Below are 18,373 nucleotides of genomic sequence, written 5' to 3'. Positions count from 1 at the left end.
GATTAAAAATGTATTTGATATAAAAGATAGTAAAGATTTTATTGAAAGAATTAATAATCTATCAAAAGATTCACAACCAAAATGGGGTTCAATGTCTGTTGGACAAATGTTAGCACATTGTAATGTGACTTATGAAATGGTTTATGAAGATAAACATCCTAGAGCAACAGGATTTAAAAAGTTTATTTTAAAATTATTGATAAAACCATTAGTGGTTTCTGAAAAACCATACAAAAATAATAGTAGAACTGCTCCTCAGTTTTTAATAACAACCGAAAAAGATTTTGAAATTGAGAAAAATAGATTAATAAGTTATATTGAGAAAACTCAAAAATTAGGTGGAGCTTCTTTTGAAGGAAAAGATTCAAATTCTTTTGGAGAATTAACACAATTAGAATGGAATAATATGTTTTCAAAACATTTAAATCATCATTTAAATCAGTTTGGAGTATAAAAATATGAAAAAACAAATAGTAGGAGTATTAGGCGCAGGTTCGATGGGAGCTGGAATTGCTCAAATAGCAGCAGTTGAAACGCATCAAGTTTTATTAGTAGATCTAAATGCTGATGCGTTAGAAAATGCAAAAACAAGTTTAACGAAAGTATTAAGCCGTCTTGAAGAAAAAGGACGTATATCTTCTGCTGATGAAGTGATAAATAGAATTACATTTTCTCAAAAAATTACTGATTTTAGCCATTGTGATATTGTAATAGAAGCAATTATTGAAAATATAGAAGTTAAACAAAAAGTATTTACAAGTCTAGAAGGAATAGTAAGTGCTAATTGTATCTTGGCAAGTAATACATCTTCTTTGTCTATAGCAGCCATAGCTTCAGCTTGTTCAATGCCTGAACGAGTAATTGGAATTCATTTTTTCAACCCAGCGCCATTGATGCCTTTGGTAGAAATTATTCCTGCAGTACAAACTTCAGAAGAAACTAAAAATACTGCTCGTGAATTAATTGACGGATGGAAAAAAGTAACTGTATTGACGAAAGATACTCCTGGTTTTATTGTAAATAGAGTTGCTCGACCATTTTATGGAGAAGCGTTACGAATTTACGAAGAAGGATTGGCAGACTTTGCAACAATCGATTGGGCAATGACTGAATTAGGTGGTTTTAAAATGGGCCCATTTACTTTAATGGATTACATTGGTAATGATGTTAATTATACGGTTACGGAAACTGTTTTTGCAGCATTCTACTACGACCCCAGGTATAAGCCTTCATTTACACAAAAACGTCATTCTGAGGCAGGCTGGTTTGGGCGAAAATCTGGTAGAGGATACTATAATTACGCAGAAGGAGTTGAACAACCGGCACCAAAAAAAGATACAGTTTTAGGAAATCAAATATTTGATAGAATATTAATGATGTTGATTAATGAAGCAATAGATGCTTTATTCTTAAATATTGCAACCAAAGAAGATATTGATTTGGCAATGACCAAAGGTGTAAATTATCCGAAAGGTTTATTAGCATGGGCTGATGAAATTGGTTTAGATAAGGTGTTAAGTCAATTAGAAAATATGTTTAAAGAATACGGAGAAGATAGATATAGACCAAGCCCATTGTTAAGAAGAATGGTAAGAGACGGGAAGACTTTTTATTAAGCTTTAATTCGAAATAATTATTTTTTTGTATTGAGTGTTTATTTTATCTTCAATTGCAAGATAATAAATACCTGCTGGTAAATTTTTTACATCAATTAATTTGATGTTAGAAGTAATTGTTTCAGAAATTACGATTTCTCCAATAGCATTAATTAATTTAACAGTGGTAGGAAATTGATTATTCTCAGCTTTTATAGTTAGGATATCTTTTGCGGGATTAGGATAGATACTAAAATTATTTTCATTAAGCTCTTCAATTCCCGTAGTTTCGTAAGCCTCTGCAAAGTATAAAGATGCTCCTATTGTGCCTTTAGCAATTTCAAAAACATAAGGAATATCCATGTTTCCTAAACTATCTCCTAAGGTATGCGCATAAGGAGAATAATGATCTTCAAATAAGCCTGTTATTACATAATCTTTAGCCTGAAAAGGCATGTAATCTGATGCGTAAGCATAAGAAATAGTAGTAAACAAATTAGAATATAATTCAACACAAGTAGCAAGAGTATCAGTATATGCCCAAGAAGCATCGTTTGCAGCAGTCGGATTTGCTTGGTCTCGTTCGCAAACAATGGTATTATTTACCATACCATTAACACCTCCAACTTCATCAATGTTAAATAATAGTTTAATGTCCATTCCGTTAGGGAAGGCAATATTATTAACGTAATGAGTGCTTCCAACAAGACCAACCTCCTCCATGCTAAAATGAATGAATTTTACAGAAAATTTAGTGTCTACATTTTTCATTAATCGAGCAGTTTCTAAAATTATTGAGGTGCCACTTCCGTTGTCGTTGGTTCCTGTACCGGTTTTGGTGTCATAATGACCATCTAAAACAAAATATGTGTTGGGATAATGTGTTCCAGTCTTGGTTATAATAAGATTATAAACTTCGTTTCCATTGTAGGTAAAAGTGTCAATAATAATATCTGTATAACCATAACTTTGGTAGTGACTGATTAACCAATCTAGGGTGTTGTTTAATGCAGCAGTACCAGGTTCTTTAATCCCTAAATTTTCAAAATCAATTAAGTGCTGCTCAATAGAATCGTAAGAACAATTAGTTACAATTCCGCCATAAAAGGTGTTGTAACTTTGAGCGTTTGTTTTAATAATCGAAATACAAAAAACAGTTAGAATGATTAAGTAACTCTTCATAATGGTAATCAATGAGTACATTAAAGTTAACCATATTTCTTTGCATATTTAGGGTTGCTAAAGAATTACTTTTGTTAAAGTTTTTTATATTTAACATTAATAGTTAAGATTTTAAAACCTTATCTATATCAAAAAGCTTTTTTAGTACCTTTGTTACCCTTTCAAAAATAAGATATGGCTGAAATTATTGAAAAAAAAGTGGGAAGAGATACTATGGTAACAAAAGATATTGCTTTAGAAGGATATAGATTAATGAGTACAGCGAAGTCATTAACTGAGTTGTATGAAGCTAATAAATCAGTTTGTTCTAAATATGTTCATGCAACATCAAGAGGTCATGAAGCCATACAAATTGCTTGTGGCTTACAATTAAAACCGCAAGATTTTGTATTTCCTTACTATAGAGATGATAGTATTTTGTTGAGTATTGGAATGACTCCATTTCAATTAATGTTACAAGTTTTAGCCAAGCGTAACGATCCATTTTCTGGAGGGAGAACCTATTATTCTCATCCAAGTTTAAAAGATGACGATAAACCAAAAATTCCTCACCAAAGTTCTGCAACAGGTATGCAAGCTATACCAGCAACAGGTGTAGCAATGGGAATTCAGCATAAAGAGAAGTTAGGGTTAGCTGAAGATTACAATGGAGAAAACCCTGTAGTAGTTTGTAGTTTAGGAGATGCTTCTTGTACTGAAGGTGAAGTTTCTGAAGCTTTTCAAATGGCAGTTTTGAAAAAAATGCCAATCATATATTTAGTTCAAGATAATGAATGGGATATCTCAGCTAGCGCTGAAGAAACTAGAGCACAAGATATTACTCATTATGCTAAAGGATTTAAAGGGATGGGGGTTCGAACTATAGATGGGACGAATTTTCAAGAATCTTATGATACCTTTAATGAAGTTATAGCAATTGTTAGAAAAGAAAGAAGACCATTTATTATACACGCAAAAGTTCCTTTGTTAAATCACCATACATCTGGTGTTAGAATGGAATTTTACCGTCATGATAAAGAAGAACTAGCTGAGGCGTGGAGTAAAGATCCTTTTCCAAAATTAAAACAGGCATTAAAAGATCAATTTAAAGTTAAAGACTTTGAATTAATAGCCATAGAAAATAAGGCAAAAGAACAAGTAGCTAAAGATTATGAATTGGCTTTAGCAGAAGAAGATCCAAGATCAGAAGATTTGACCACACATATGTTCGCTCCAACACCTGTCACTCAGGAAAAGGGAGAAAGAACACCGGCTGGAAAAAATAAAACAGTAATGGTTGACTCGGCTTTATTTGCTATTAGAGAAATAATGGCAAAACATCCTGAAAGTTTATTGTATGGACAAGATGTAGGTGCAAGAATTGGAGGGGTGTTTAGAGAAGCGGCTACGCTTGCCCAGCAATTTGGTGATGATAGGGTTTTTAATACACCAATTCAAGAAGCATTTATTGTAGGTAGTACAGTTGGAATGTCGGCTGTGGGTTTAAAACCAATTGTTGAGGTTCAATTTGCAGATTACATTTGGCCTGGTTTAAATCAGTTGTTTACTGAAGTGGGAAGGTCGTATTATTTATCAAATGGAAAATGGCCAGTAAGCATGATTTTACGAGTTCCAATTGGAGCTTATGGCTCTGGTGGACCATACCATTCTTCAAGTGTTGAATCTATTGTTACAAACATTAGAGGGGTTAAAGTTGCTTACCCAAGTACAGGTGCTGATTTAAAAGGATTAATGAAAGCAGCTTATTATGATCCAAATCCAGTTGTTATGTTAGAGCATAAAGGATTATATTGGAGTAAAATAAAAGGAACAGAAGGAGCTATGACTGTTGAGCCAGATGAGGATTATATAATTCCATTTGGTAAGGCTAGAACAGTTCTAGAAGCACCAAAGCAAGATAATTCTGTGGCAATAATTACCTACGGAATGGGAGTTTATTGGAGTTTGGCAGCTGAGAAAAACTTTAAAGGACAAGTTGAAATTATTGATTTGCGGACACTGAATCCTTTAGATGAAGAAGCAATGTATGATGCAGCTAAAAAGCATAATAAAATTTTAATTGTTACTGAGGAATCTGTAGAATGTTCTTTCTCTCTTGGTCTTGTTGCTAGAATTCAAAAAAACTGTTTTGAATATTTAGATGCACCTGTAGAAATTATTGGTTCTGTTGATACACCTGCAATCCCACTTAATTCTACATTAGAAGCAACTCTTTTACCAAATGCAGATAAAGTAGGGGAAGCTTTGAAGAGTTTATTAAAATATTGACCTAGCTGATATTTATGAATTTTTACTAAAACTGTTTACAGGATTAATTAAAACTTGCTGCAGAAGTTTTTTCTTTTTTTCCAAAAGCATAGTTCAACATAATTTCATGTGAGCCTTTTGAGTAATCTCTTATATCAGTCATTGTAACATCGAATGAATATCCGAATTGAAATTTATCCATAAGCTCAATTTTAGAGAGTATTATAAAACTATCACCAGTTCTATATCCTATTCCTAAAGAGTACTTCTTTTTAAATTCAACAAGCATATTTAAATCTAATTGAGTAGGTGCTTTTTCTGAATGTTTTATTAAAGTGTTAGGTTGTAACACGAAATTTTCATTTAGAGTAAAGTTGTACCCTCCCATTAAATAATAATGGCGAACAGCTTGATTAGAATTTTTAATATCTACAGAAATTGATGAGTTTGGGTCAAAATTTAAAAAGTGAGGAATAGATATACCTGCAAAGTATTTTTCGTGCGAAGCATAGGCTCCAAAACCAAAATTTGGTAAATAACTAACAACGTCTTGTGCTAATAAATTATCCTCTGTATCCCATGCTTTATGAGATGTGTAATTAGCTTGAAAAACACTAAATCCAGCTCTAAGTCCCATAGACAATTTGATTTTTTTCATATCAATTATATATGAATATCCCCCCATAATATCAGTCTGAGTATTCACACCTATTTGGTCTCTTTGGATTAATAAACCCAATCCCATTTTGTCAGAAATAACAGGCCCGTCTATAGATAAAAATTGAGATTCTGGAGCACCTTCAAATTGAACCCATTGTTTACGATACATTAAGCTTGCATTATAATACCCTTTATTGGCAATTGCTCCTGGATTTAAAAATGTATGGTTAAACATGTATTGAGAAACCATTAAATCTTGCTGAGAAAAAGCTTCTTTTGAGCAAAAAATAATAGTGATTATTATAAATAGTTTTTTCATTGTATGATTTTTTTAAATTAAGTAATTACCTTAAAATTTCAACATAACCTGTTAAGGTAATATCTTGATTGTCTATTTTTAATATGATGAAATAATTACCTGCAGGTAAATCATTTCCTTTATTAGATTGCCCTTGCCATTTATTATCATAGTTAGTCATATTGTATACTTCATCTCCCCATCTATTAAAAATAATAATTGAATTTGAAGGAAAAGATTCAATTCCATGAACTACAAAATAATCATTATTGCCATCTCCGTTTGGAGTAATTACTGTAGGCATTTCTAATTCGAAAGGTTGAGTTAAAACGATTTCTGTATTGTATTTACAGCCATTATTATCCGTTAGAATTACAGAATACATCCCTGCAATTAAATTATTCAAATCTTCATTTGATGAACCATTAGACCACTCAAATTGATATGGTAATGTGCCTCCATAAACATCAAGGTTTATAGATCCATCTGCCATTTGATATAAGCTTATATTATGTCCGTTGGGATATAAATCACTGCTAATATCTGCCCATAATGAATCTGGTTGAGTTATGTATATGGTGTCATTTTTAAAACAATTATTAGAATCAGTGACTAATACTGAATAAGTTCCAGGAGTTAAGTCTTGAAGATCTTCATCTTGAGATAAATTATTCCAAGTATAAATATATGGAAGAACTCCTCCATTCACTGATAAATCAATGCTACCATTTGCAAAGTTGTAACAGGTTATATTTTCTTGTGTATGCGAAAGAATTAAAGGGGATTCTTCATCAACTGAATATGAAGTTGAAGCTATACAATCATTTAAATCAGTAACGGTAATGTTATAATTTCCTTGACCGATATTAGTTATATCTTCTGTTATTTCAGAATTACTCCAGTTGTATTGGTAAGGAGAAACACCTCCAGTTACTGTTAAGTCAATTGAACCATCTGTATATGCATTACATTTAACATGATCAATTATTGATGTTAATATAATTGAATCAGGTTGGTTTAAAGTGATTTCTGTAGAATCGCTACATCCATTGATATCAGTTATTATAACTTTATAATAGCCAGAAGAAAGGTTTGAAGGATCTTCAGTTACTGCTAAGTTATTCCATAAAAAGGCATATGGAGATGTACCTCCTAATACATTTAAATCTATACTACCATCAGAAGCACCAAAACAACTGATATCATAACCATTATAATTAGATGATACAGATATTGTTTCAGAAATAGAATCAGGTTGGCTAAGCGTGATATCAGCAGTATCAACACAGTTGTTAATGTCAGTAATATAAACTTGATAATTAGTAGCTCCTAAGTTAATAGCAATGGAATCTGATTGCCCATTTGACCACAAGTAAGAGTATGGACTTTGTCCACCATTTGCTTGAGCTAAAGCGATTCCGTTAGTATCTCCATTACAAGCTACATCATTACCATTATAGTCAGAAGTAATATTGGCATTGGCTAGTATTCTATCAGGAATTGAAATGTTAAAAGGAACTGAAAGACATCCTAATTGATCTTGAGCTACAAAAGAGTAAGAGTTATTAATAGGTAAGTTGCCGGTATAGTTTCCTGGTGTTTCAAAATTAAGCCCATTATCAAAAGAAACTTGATAAACGCCAGCATCACCACCAGAAACAAAAGCTTCAACAGCACTAAGTGTTTGAGCATCTGTATAGCATTTTTCAAAAGCAACGCTATCAATAGTTACTAATGGATTAATGGTAATAGGGTTTAAACCAGAAGATAAACAACCATTAGTATCTTTCACCATAATTTGATGAATGTTATCAATAGATAAAGAAGCACTATAATTTAAAAAAGGTAAATATGTGGTACCACTATCTGTAGATATTTGGTATGCAGATGTACCACCATTTGGGTAAAAATCAACCATAGTTGTTGTGCCACCAGGAATAGGACAGTTTACGAAAAAGCTATCAAGAATTACAATTGTCGGTTGGCTAAGCGTGATATCAGCAGTATCAACACAGTTGTTAATGTCAGTAATATAAACTTGATAATTAGTAGCTCCTAAGTTAATAGCAATGGAATCTGTTTGCCCATTTGACCACAAGTAAGAGTATGGACTTTGTCCACCATTTGCTTGAGCTAAAGCGATTCCGTTAGTATCTCCATTACAAGCTACATCATTACCATTATAGTCAGAAGTAATAATGGCATTGGCTAGTATTCTATCAGGAATTGAAATGTTAAAAGGAACTGAAAGACATCCTAATTGATCTTGAGCTACAAAAGAGTAAGAGTTATTAATAGGTAAGTTGCCGGTATAGTTTCCTGGTGTTTCAAAATTAAGCCCATTATCAAAAGAAACTTGATAAACGCCAGCATCACCACCAGAAACAAAAGCTTCAACAGCACTAAGTGTTTGAGCATCTGTATAGCATTTTTCAAAAGCAACGCTATCAATAGTTACTAATGGATTAATGGTAATAGGGTTTAAACCAGAAGATAAACAACCATTAGTATCTTTCACCATAATTTGATGAATGTTATCAATAGATAAAGAAGCACTATAATTTAAAAAAGGTAAATATGTGGTACCACTATCTGTAGATATTTGGTATGCAGATGTACCACCATTTGGGTAAAAATCAACCATAGTTGTTGTGCCACCAGGAATAGGACAGTTTACGAAAAAGCTATCAAGAATTACAATTGTCGGTTGGCTAAGCGTGATATCAGCAGTATCAACACAGTTGTTAATGTCAGTAATATAAACTTGATAATTAGTAGCTCCTAAGTTAATAGCAATGGAATCTGTTTGCCCATTTGACCACAAGTAAGAGTATGGACTTTGTCCACCATTTGCTTGAGCTAAAGCGATTCCGTTAGTATCTCCATTACAAGCTACATCATTACCATTATAGTCAGAAGTAATAATGGCATTGGCTAGTATTCTATCAGGAATTGAAATGTTAAAAGGAACAGAAAGACATCCTAATTGATCTTGAGCTACAAAAGAGTAAGAGTTATTAATAGGTAAGTTGCCGGTATAGTTTCCTGGTGTTTCAAAATTAAGCCCATTATCAAAAGAAACTTGATAAACGCCAGCATCACCACCAGAAATAAAAGCTTCAACAGCACTAAGTGTTTGAGCATCTGTATAGCATTTTTCAAAAGCAACGCTATCAATAGTTACTAATGGATTAATGGTAATAGGGTTTAAACCAGAAGATAAACAACCATTAGTATCTTTCACCATAATTTGATGAATGTTATCAATAGATAAAGGAGCGCTATAATTTAAAAAAGGCAAATATGTGGTGCCACTATCTGTAGATATTTGGTATGCAGATGTACCACCATTCGGGAAAAAATCAACCATAGTTGTTGTGCCACCAGGAATAGGACAGTTTACGAAAAAGCTATCAAGAGTAACAGAGTCAGGTTCTGATATTAATATACTAGATCCTAATGGAGATTGACAGTTGTTAGCATCAAAAACAGTGAAATTATATAAACCAGCTGTTAAATTTGTAATATCTTGTATCGTATCACCATTTGACCATAAATAGCTATATGGAATAACTCCACCGTTTACCGATAGGTTAATACTTCCAGTTGAATCACTATTACAATTTACATCGATTTTAGTAAATGATGTATTGATTTTAGTTGGCTCAGAAATTGAAATACTATCAGTAGCAGTACATCCATTTAAATCAGTAACAGCTACATTGTAAGATCCCTGAGCTAAGTTTGTAATGTCTTCACTTGATTGACCATTTGACCAGCTATAAGTATAAGGATATGTTCCTCCAGCAACAATAAGGTCAACTGTTCCATCAACTATACCAAAGCAACTAATATCGTTTACTAGATTAGCAGTTGCCTGAAGAATATTAGGTTGGGTAATAGTTATATTTTTAAATGAATAACAATTATTAGAATCTGTTACTTCAACAGAGTACGTAGTTGCAGATAATCCAGAAATTGTATTTGTTGATTCTCCAGTACTCCATAATATATTATAAGGCTCAGTACCTCCAACAACTGTAACTTGAGCTTGACCATCTAGAACCCCATTACAGCTTAACTCAGTTCCAGAAACATAAAGAAGGTAATTATTACAAGGAGGCTCATTAATCTTAACACTATCAATAATAGAACATCCGTTATCATCTGTAATAGTTAAGTAGTAAGTTCCTGCTAGTAAATTAGATATTGTTTGAGTAGTTTCTAAGTTACTCCATGCAAAAGAATAAGGAGGTGTCCCTCCAAAAGGATGTGCAGAAGCAGAGCCGTTAGCGCCACCAACAGTTGTAGCGTTAGAGGATGTTATCGTATTTACAAGTTGATTTGGCTGAATAATATTAGCTGTTGTTACTGCTAAACAGCTACTTGCATCTGTTACAACTATAGTGTATAACCCCGAACTAAGACCAGTTATTAGTGAATCTGTTTGACTTAGCGGATCATCCCATTGATAAGTGTAGGGGGTTGTTCCTCCAATTGGAGTAACATATGCAGTTGAAGAAGCATCTCCATAACATTGGAGAGTGTCTGATGATGTTGATATAGAAAAACCTAAACATCTAGGTTCGCTTACAACTACACTTCCATCTACAGAACATCCATTTGTGTCTGTAGCAGTGACAGTATAAATTCCATATGATAAATTTGTGATTGTAGAAGTACTACCTGATGGAGTCCAGTTATATTGATATGGAGAAGTTCCTCCAGATAACAATGCTGTAGCTGTTCCATCATTGCCTCCGTTTGTTGTGGCTGCAGTACTCGAAACAGCTATAGTTAATTCACTTGGCACACTTACATTTATACACGTGTCAGTAAAACAACCTAAATCATCCGAAATGGATAAGCAATAATTACCTTCTCCTACAGTTGTAGTTGAAGAAGAGGTTCCATTACTCCAAAAGTAAGTATAAGGAGTTACCCCACCGGTAACGGTTGGATTTAAAAGAACTTGATCATCATTACATTTTAATAATGTATCTGATAATTCAACAGTTAATTGAGCAGGGAATGTAATTAAAACTGTATCTGTTTTGTTAGAACATGAACCACCAGCTCCAGTAGAAGTTAAGTATAACTCCAGCAAGCCAGAATTAATTTCACTAGGAGTAGGAAAATAATTAGTAATTAAAGTTGTTGAATCAGGAGAGTATGCGCCATTTCCACCACTCCAATATGCACCAGTAGCAAAACTAACTGAACCTGTCAGACTAACCTCTGTTACATCTGCACACAATAACTGATTGTCTCCTGCTTCGACTATTGGCTCTGAAGTTTCTACAACTGATACACTCATAAAGTTAGCTGCACAAGAAGGTCCAGATAAACCATCATTTATCTCAATAGAATAAGTTTGTTGACTGGTAGCGTAAAAGCTTGGTCCAAAACCAACAGAATCTCCTAAGTTATTATACCAGGTATAATTATATGTTCCATCACCACCAATCCCAGAAGCATTAATATTTACGCCACTTCCGGGGCCAACTTGACAAAAGGTTGCTGGATTCGGTGAAACACTTCCTTTCAATGAATCGACAGTATAAATTCTAAAAGTATCACATAATGTTAGGGTGTAACCACATTCATCTGCCTGAGGAAATCCACAAACAACATAATCAATAAATGCAGGAGTAGTTGGAGTAGGAGTAAAAACTGTTTCAGAGCAATTACTAGTACAACTTAATAAATTATCATAATCACCGGGAGCTCCTGGTGCTACTGATTGCCATGTAATCGTTGGTTCTTCAAATCCAAGGACCTCTATCTTTTTACTACAACCAGATCTAATTGAATCATCTTGTGGGAAAGTTGGTTTTGCAATTGAAGTTATTAAATATTCATTGGTATTGCTACCAGGTTTACAAAAAGTAATACGATGAGGTCCTACACCAGCAATACAAATAGGTTCGCCAACAGCAACGCTAGGTCCGCAATCTATCTGATAAGATAAGGAACCAGTGGGTACGGCACCAGAATAAAATTGAAAACTTAAAGCAGCTGCATTTGAATCTAAAAGTACTTCAAAAGATGTACAGTTTGGTGCAGCACCACAACAACTTCCATCTCTTTTGTGAGGGGGTGATAGCCAACTTCCTTCAGGTTGCCCAGTTAAATCAACATAGTGATATGGTACAGAAGCATCACATGAATCTAATTGAGCTTTAGCAGTTTGGCTAAAAGTAAGAAAGCTAAATGCAAGAATAAACGATTTGATATAAATGTTTTTAAACATAATTATAATTATATTAAGTTGTAATTGTAAAAATATAAAGATTTGAAAACGGGGGGAATGATAAAAATCAGTTAGATAGAAGTATTTTTGTTTTAAATATTTCGCGAAACTACAATTATAAAAATGAAATAAAAAAGTTTTTTTTTATTTATTTAAAAAATGTGAATTATAAAAATGAATAATTTATGGAAGTTTTAAAAGTATATTCACCCTTCGATTTGGTTCTAATTAAAGAGTTAAAATTAGCTAATGAAAATGACGTTGAATTAGCTTTAAGAAAAGCATATAATTTATATTCTGTAAAAAGAGAAGGTTTACCTGCTTATCAACGAATTGAAATTTTAGAAAAAACTGTTAAACTTATTGAAGCAAATTTTGATAGCTTAATTAATACAGCCATTCTTGAAGGGGGAAAACCATATAATGATTCTAAAGTTGAGGTTTTAAGAGCTATTAATGGTGTTAAATTAGCTATTCAAGCAATAGGCGGTATTCATGGAGAAGAAGTTCCAATGGGTTTAACAGCATCTTCTTCAAATAGATTAGCTTTTACAACAAAAGAACCAATAGGAATTGTTGTAGCAATTAGTGCTTTTAATCACCCAATTAATTTAATTGTTCATCAGGTAGCTACAGCAGTTGCTGCAGGCTGTCCAGTAATTGTTAAACCTGCTTTAACCACACCTTTATCTTGCATCGCTTTTGTGTCATTATTAAAAGAGGCTGGATTGCCTGAAGATTGGTGTCAAGTATTAATTTGTTCTGATGAAAATGCTGAAATATTAGCAACAGATAGTAGGGTTAATTATTTAACTTTTATTGGTTCTTCAAAAGTGGGCTGGCATTTAAGATCTAAAATAGCAAACGGCACTCGTTGTGCAATGGAACATGGAGGAGTAGCTCCAGTAATTATAGATGAAAATGTACAAATTGAAAAGTTGATTCAACCCCTGATTAAAGGTAGTTTTTATCATGCTGGTCAAGTATGTGTTTCAGTTCAAAAAGTATTTGTGCATCATACAATTATCAAAGAATTGTCAGAACAATTAGTAAAGAAAGCAAAAGGTTTAATTGTTGGAAATCCGCTAAAAGAACAAACAGAAGTTGGGCCCTTAATTTTACCAAAAGAAGTTGATAGAATAGAAGAGTGGGTAAAAGAAGCAATATCTGAAGGAGCTCAACTTTTATGTGGAGGGAATAAAATTTCTGAAACTTGTTTTGAACCAACCATTTTATTAAATCCAAGTAAAAAATCTAAAGTCTCTAATCAAGAAATATTTGGACCTGTAGTTTGTTTGTATACTTATGATAATATAGATAGCGTAGTTGAAGAAATTAACAACTCTCCTTTTGCATTTCAAGCTTCTATTTTTTCAAATGATGTTAATTTTATACTTTCTAAAGCTAAAAAAATAAACGCCTCAGCGGTTATGATTAATGACCATACAGCTTTTAGAGTAGATTGGATGCCCTTTGGAGGGAGAGATCAATCAGGAATAGGTGTTGGAGGTATTCAACATACCATTAATGAAATGACAAAAGAAAAATTGATAGTGTTTAAAAGTGATGAATTATAAATTAGAAAAAATACAAAAAGTTCAGGTTAATGATAAAATTGAGTTAGCTTATGAATTTATAAATATCCACAATGAAGAGAAACCACTTCTAATTTTTTTGCACGAAGGATTGGGTAGTATTGCTCAATGGAAATCTTTTCCGAGAGAATTGTGTGAAAAATTAAATTTAAATGGGTTAGTTTATGAACGTTACGGATATGGATATTCCACACCGTTTCTCGAAAAAAGAAAACCTGATTATTTATATCGAGAAGGAGACTACTTTTTACCACTTTTAATGAAAAAGTTAGGCTTAGAAAATAAAGAAGTAATATTAATTGGGCATAGTGATGGCGCTTCAGTAGCGTTAATTTATGCCGCATGTTTTCCAAAAAACATAAAGGCAGTTGTAAGTATGGCAGCCCATGTTTTTGTAGACGAACAAAGTATAAAAGGAATAAAGGAAGCTTATGACTTTTATTTGTCTGGGCCAACGTTAAAAAATGCTTTGAAAAGATATCATTTTGATCATACCGATTCTACTTTTATGGCATGGGCAGAGTTGTGGCAAACACCTGAATTTATTAAATTCAATATGGAACATTTGTTACCTAAAATAGAAGCTCCAATTTTGGCAATTCAAGGATTGCAAGATGAGTATGGTTTACCAAGTCAAATAACTTCTATAGTTAATAATGGAAGTAATGCTAATAATGAAGCACTCTTTTTAGAGGACACAAAGCATTCTCCTCATTTTGAAAAAAAGGAAGATGTAATCAACGCAATCACTAAATTTTTATTAAAAAACAAAGCTTTATGAGTGAGCATTATCAGAAGTTAGCACATATGTATCTTTCGGCACCAATTAATAAATTTTATTTACCACAAATAATAGTTACAGAAGGAAAGTGTGAGATAGAAGTTGAGGTAAAAGAAGATTTTTTTCATGCTGCAAATGCTGTTCATGGTTCAGTTTATTTTAAAATGTTAGATGATGCAGCTTTTTTTGCTGCAAACTCAGTGGTTAAAGATGTATTTGTTTTAACAGCCTCCTTTGAGACTAAATTTTTACGACCAATAAATCAAGGTGAATTAATTGCGAAAGGAGAATTGCTAAAAAACCTCGGAAACAAATTGGAAGCTCGAGCAAAATTGTACGATTTAGAAGGTAACTTAATAGCCACAGGAACAGGTTGGTTTGTAAAAAGTAAAATTAATTTAACTGATATTTCATCTTTTAAAAATTAGTATTTTTGATATCATGATTCGGATTTTAACATTAGTTTTCGCCTTAACACTATCAGTAACTGTGTTTTCCCAGGTTAGTGATGACGCTTATGTATATGGTGATGATAGAGGTTCTTCAAAAAATGATTCAAAATCATCAAATGGAAAATTTGACTGGGAAAGAGTTACTTTGGGAGGAGGTTTAGGAGCAACTTTTGGAGATATTACTTATTTTGAAATTGCACCAACAGTTGGGTATTATTTAACCGATAATGTTTTGGTTGGAATGGGGGGAACTTATATTTACTATTCTAATAATATTTATGAATATAAAACAAACATGTATGGTGGTAATGTTTTTACTCAATATATGTTTAATAATTTACCTGTTTTAGCGCATGCCGAAACTGCATTAATGAATTACTATTCTTTTAATAGAGAATCAAGAATAACTACAACCGCAGTTCTTTTAGGCGGAGGTTTAAAACAAGACTTTGGTGGTCGTTCTTATTTATCGATATTAGTTTTGTGGGACATTAATGAGACTGAAGATTCTTTTTATCCTAATCCAATAATAAGAGCAGGTATTGCAATTGGTTTATAACCTTTTGTAAATCAAAATAATATTTTTTTTCGTTAACCAAAATGTGTTTACTTTTATTAAGTTAAACATCACTCTTATATGAAATATTTTTTAGTCGCAATTTTTCTTATTTCTAGCCTCTTTTGTCAAGCTCAAGAGCAGGGCTTACCTACAAACAACTATCAAGCAGAGTTTGATAATGCATACACAGTTTATCCTTTAGTTCCTAGGGGTGTTTTAGAAGCTGTATCTTTTACCATGACAAGGTTACAACATTTACAAAATGTAGAAGAAAGTTGTTTAGGAATTCCTAAAACATATGGAGTTATGGGACTAACCTTAAATGGACAAAACTATTTCCATAATAATTTAAATTATGTTTCTCAGGTTTCAGGAATTAGTGTTGACGATATTATAGCTAGTCCAGAAAAAAATATTTTAGCTTTTGCCGCAGCTTATAATCATCAATTAAGTCTGATGAGTCCGTTTAAAAATCAAGAGAAAAATATTGCTCAAATTTTAACTCAACTAAGTGAGTTACCAAATGAAAATGTAAAGCAAGATTTCGCCTTAAATTCACATTTATATTCCGTTTTATCATTTATGAATGATGTTAAAATGCAGGAGGCCTATAACTTTCCGAATCCTAATTTTGATTTAGAAAAAGTATTTGGGGCAGAAAACCTTAATATTTTAAAATCTAAAAAGGTTTTTATTAATAATCTTCATGTCGAAGGTGAGGAAAATAAAGTCTATCAGCAATCTAATCTTTCTAAAAAATCTACTGATTATCCTCCTGCATTAGAAAACTTAACAAGTTGTAATTTTAGTTCCAGAGGAGTTGCTGTTTCTGCAGTTACAGTTCATACAATACAAGGCACTTATGCTGGAGCTATATCTTGGGCAAACAATTGTTCATCTAATGTTTCTTACCATTATGTTTTAAGGTCGTCTGATGGCCAAGTAACTCAGGTTGTATTAGAAAGTGATAAAGCATGGCATGTTGGTTCAGAAAATCCATATACAATTGGTATGGAACATGAAGGTTTTGTTTCTGATTCAACATGGTATACTGCTGCTATGTATCAATCATCAGCAGATGTTGTAAGAGATATTACCCAAAGTGGTTATGGAATTAGTCCTTTGCGTACAGCTTATTTTCCTTGGGCACCTACTACTAATTATAATGTTTCAACTATTCCTGGTTCTTGTGTTAAAATTAAAGGACATCAACATTATCCTAACCAAACTCATACTGATCCTGGGGCAAATTGGGATTGGGATTATTATTATAAATTAATAAATGAACCTACAACAACAATAATTACTAATAATAACTTGACAGGAACAATTACAGATGATGGTGGAGCTGGAAATTATTCTGATGATGAGCGTATGCTTTATTTAATTCAACCAACAGGAGCTACTTCTATTACTTTAAATATAACATCTTTTGATGTAGAATCTACTTGGGATTATTTGTATATCTATGATGGTACAACTCCTTTTGATGATAGAGTAGGTTTCTATACAGGAACAACTATTCCTCCAACCATTACTGTTAATAGCGGTAATGTTTTGTTAGAGTTTAGATCAGACTGTGCAACAACAAACCCTGGTTTTGAAATTTCCTGGTCTTCAACTGTACCCGATACAATAAGACCTACGACTTTAATTTCATTATCACCTAATCCAGCATTAACTGATTTTACGGTTAATTTTACTGATGCAGATAATATTGGCGGCAGTGGTGTTTTACATCAATTTTATCAAGTAATAGATTATGATGGCATTGAATGGAGAGCCAATGAAAGTAATGGGTTTTTTAGTGATAATTTCGATACTTCAATACATCCAGATTGGACTTCAGTATCTGGAATTTGGAATATTACAGGATCATATTTAGTTCAATCAGAAGATACGAATGCAAACACAAATATTTTTGCAGCAGTAAATCAAAACAATCACGACAAGTACCTATATCATTGGGAAGGAAGCATGGATGGAACTGGAGCTAATCGAAGAGCAGGGTTTCATTTTTATTGTGATAGTGCTTCGTTAGCAAATAGAGGTAACTCATATTTCGCTTGGTTTAGATTAGATAATGATAAAATTCAAATTTATAAAGTGGTTAACGATACATTTCAGTTAAAACAAGATGTTTCTTATGATTTTAATGCAGCAACTTTTTATGATTTTAAAGTAACTTTTAATAAACAAACTGGTGATATAGATGTGTATGTTAACGATGTTTTTAAAGCTTCATGGCAAGATGATTCACCACATTTAACAAATGGTAATTATGTTTCTTTTAGAAGTGGAGATGCTATTTATGCAGTAAATAATTTTAAGGTTTACCATAATAGAAGTGTTTCTGAATTAGTGACTGTTGGAAATGGAGTAAATGATGATATAAGATTTGAAGGCGCTCCTGCAGGAAAAATAAAGTCAATAGTAATTGATAACGCTAAAAATGTTTCATTCATTTCGGAAGAACTAGTAAATGTTGACTTAACAACAGCTATAAATGATATTGTAGCATATAACTTTTTAGTTTACCCTAATCCGTTTTTAAATGAATTGATAATAGAGACTTATGAAAATGGGGCTACAGAAATAAAACTTACTGATTTAACAGGAAAATTAATTTTTGATAAATTATTTCAATCTTTTGGAGGAAAAATTAGGATTGATTTAGCACCTTACCAATTAAGTTCAGGAAGTTATCTTATTCAATTAAACAATGAAACAATCTCATTGATTAAAAACTAA

The 18,373-nt window shown here is 32.5% G+C and carries 11 protein-coding genes; 8 read left to right on the top strand and 3 right to left on the bottom strand.

Annotated features, from left to right (window positions below):
* Window position 1 precedes the first annotated feature (1 nt).
* Both FRY74_RS02890 and FRY74_RS02885 read left to right on the top strand, forming a co-directional pair.
* On the top strand, window positions 2-454 hold the full coding sequence (locus tag FRY74_RS02890) for a DUF1569 domain-containing protein (RefSeq protein WP_223265817.1): 453 nt from the start codon (window positions 2-4) through the stop codon (window positions 452-454).
* Window positions 455-458: 4 nt separating this feature from the next.
* Window positions 459-1,616 carry a 3-hydroxyacyl-CoA dehydrogenase NAD-binding domain-containing protein gene (locus FRY74_RS02885; RefSeq protein WP_147098424.1) on the top strand — a complete coding sequence of 386 codons (1,158 nt, stop codon included), beginning with the start codon at window positions 459-461 and terminating at the stop codon, window positions 1,614-1,616.
* A 3-nt stretch (window positions 1,617-1,619) separates the two neighbouring features.
* On the opposite strand, the gene FRY74_RS02880 is transcribed toward FRY74_RS02885, so the two are convergent.
* Window positions 1,620-2,777, bottom strand: coding sequence for a M28 family peptidase (locus FRY74_RS02880; RefSeq protein WP_170227926.1), 1,158 nt, complete (start codon window positions 2,775-2,777; stop codon window positions 1,620-1,622).
* Window positions 2,778-2,951: 174 nt separating this feature from the next.
* On the opposite strand from FRY74_RS02880, the gene FRY74_RS02875 reads away from it, so the two are divergent.
* Window positions 2,952-5,045: an alpha-ketoacid dehydrogenase subunit alpha/beta gene (locus FRY74_RS02875; RefSeq protein WP_223265803.1), complete on the top strand. Its 2,094-nt coding sequence runs from the start codon at window positions 2,952-2,954 to the stop codon at window positions 5,043-5,045.
* 43 nt (window positions 5,046-5,088) lie between these two features.
* Here the strand turns inward: FRY74_RS02875 and FRY74_RS02870 are convergent, their stop codons facing one another.
* Together FRY74_RS02870 and FRY74_RS02865 are read right to left on the bottom strand one after the other, a co-directional pair.
* On the bottom strand, window positions 5,089-6,003 hold the full coding sequence (locus tag FRY74_RS02870) for a PorP/SprF family type IX secretion system membrane protein (protein WP_147098420.1): 915 nt from the start codon (window positions 6,001-6,003) through the stop codon (window positions 5,089-5,091).
* Window positions 6,004-6,028: 25 nt separating this feature from the next.
* The gene (locus FRY74_RS02865; RefSeq protein ID WP_147098418.1) at window positions 6,029-12,235 is read right to left on the bottom strand and encodes a T9SS type B sorting domain-containing protein; all 6,207 of its coding nucleotides are present in this window, start codon (window positions 12,233-12,235) and stop codon (window positions 6,029-6,031) included.
* Window positions 12,236-12,420: 185 nt separating this feature from the next.
* Between FRY74_RS02865 and FRY74_RS02860 the strand changes: the two genes are divergently transcribed.
* From FRY74_RS02860 to FRY74_RS02840, 5 genes are all read left to right on the top strand, one after another.
* Window positions 12,421-13,812, top strand: a complete 1,392-nt coding sequence (locus tag FRY74_RS02860; RefSeq protein WP_147098416.1) for an aldehyde dehydrogenase family protein — start codon at window positions 12,421-12,423, stop codon at window positions 13,810-13,812.
* A complete protein-coding gene (locus tag FRY74_RS02855; protein ID WP_147098413.1) occupies window positions 13,802-14,611 on the top strand; it encodes an alpha/beta fold hydrolase in 810 nt (269 codons plus the stop codon). The genes FRY74_RS02860 and FRY74_RS02855 overlap by 11 nt, the downstream gene beginning before the upstream one ends.
* Window positions 14,608-15,039 carry a PaaI family thioesterase gene (locus FRY74_RS02850; RefSeq protein WP_147098412.1) on the top strand — a complete coding sequence of 144 codons (432 nt, stop codon included), beginning with the start codon at window positions 14,608-14,610 and terminating at the stop codon, window positions 15,037-15,039. Before FRY74_RS02855 ends, FRY74_RS02850 begins: the two co-directional genes overlap by 4 nt.
* 13 nt (window positions 15,040-15,052) lie before the next feature.
* Window positions 15,053-15,622 carry a hypothetical protein gene (locus FRY74_RS02845; RefSeq protein WP_147098409.1) on the top strand — a complete coding sequence of 190 codons (570 nt, stop codon included), beginning with the start codon at window positions 15,053-15,055 and terminating at the stop codon, window positions 15,620-15,622.
* A 78-nt stretch (window positions 15,623-15,700) separates the two neighbouring features.
* The gene (locus FRY74_RS02840; protein ID WP_147098407.1) at window positions 15,701-18,373 is read left to right on the top strand and encodes an N-acetylmuramoyl-L-alanine amidase; all 2,673 of its coding nucleotides are present in this window, start codon (window positions 15,701-15,703) and stop codon (window positions 18,371-18,373) included.

Source organism: Vicingus serpentipes (assembly GCF_007993035.1).
GTDB lineage: Bacteria > Bacteroidota > Bacteroidia > Flavobacteriales_E > Vicingaceae > Vicingus > Vicingus serpentipes.
The sequence above is the reverse complement of the archived record's forward strand: the minus strand, read 5'-3'. Positions and strand labels throughout refer to the sequence as shown.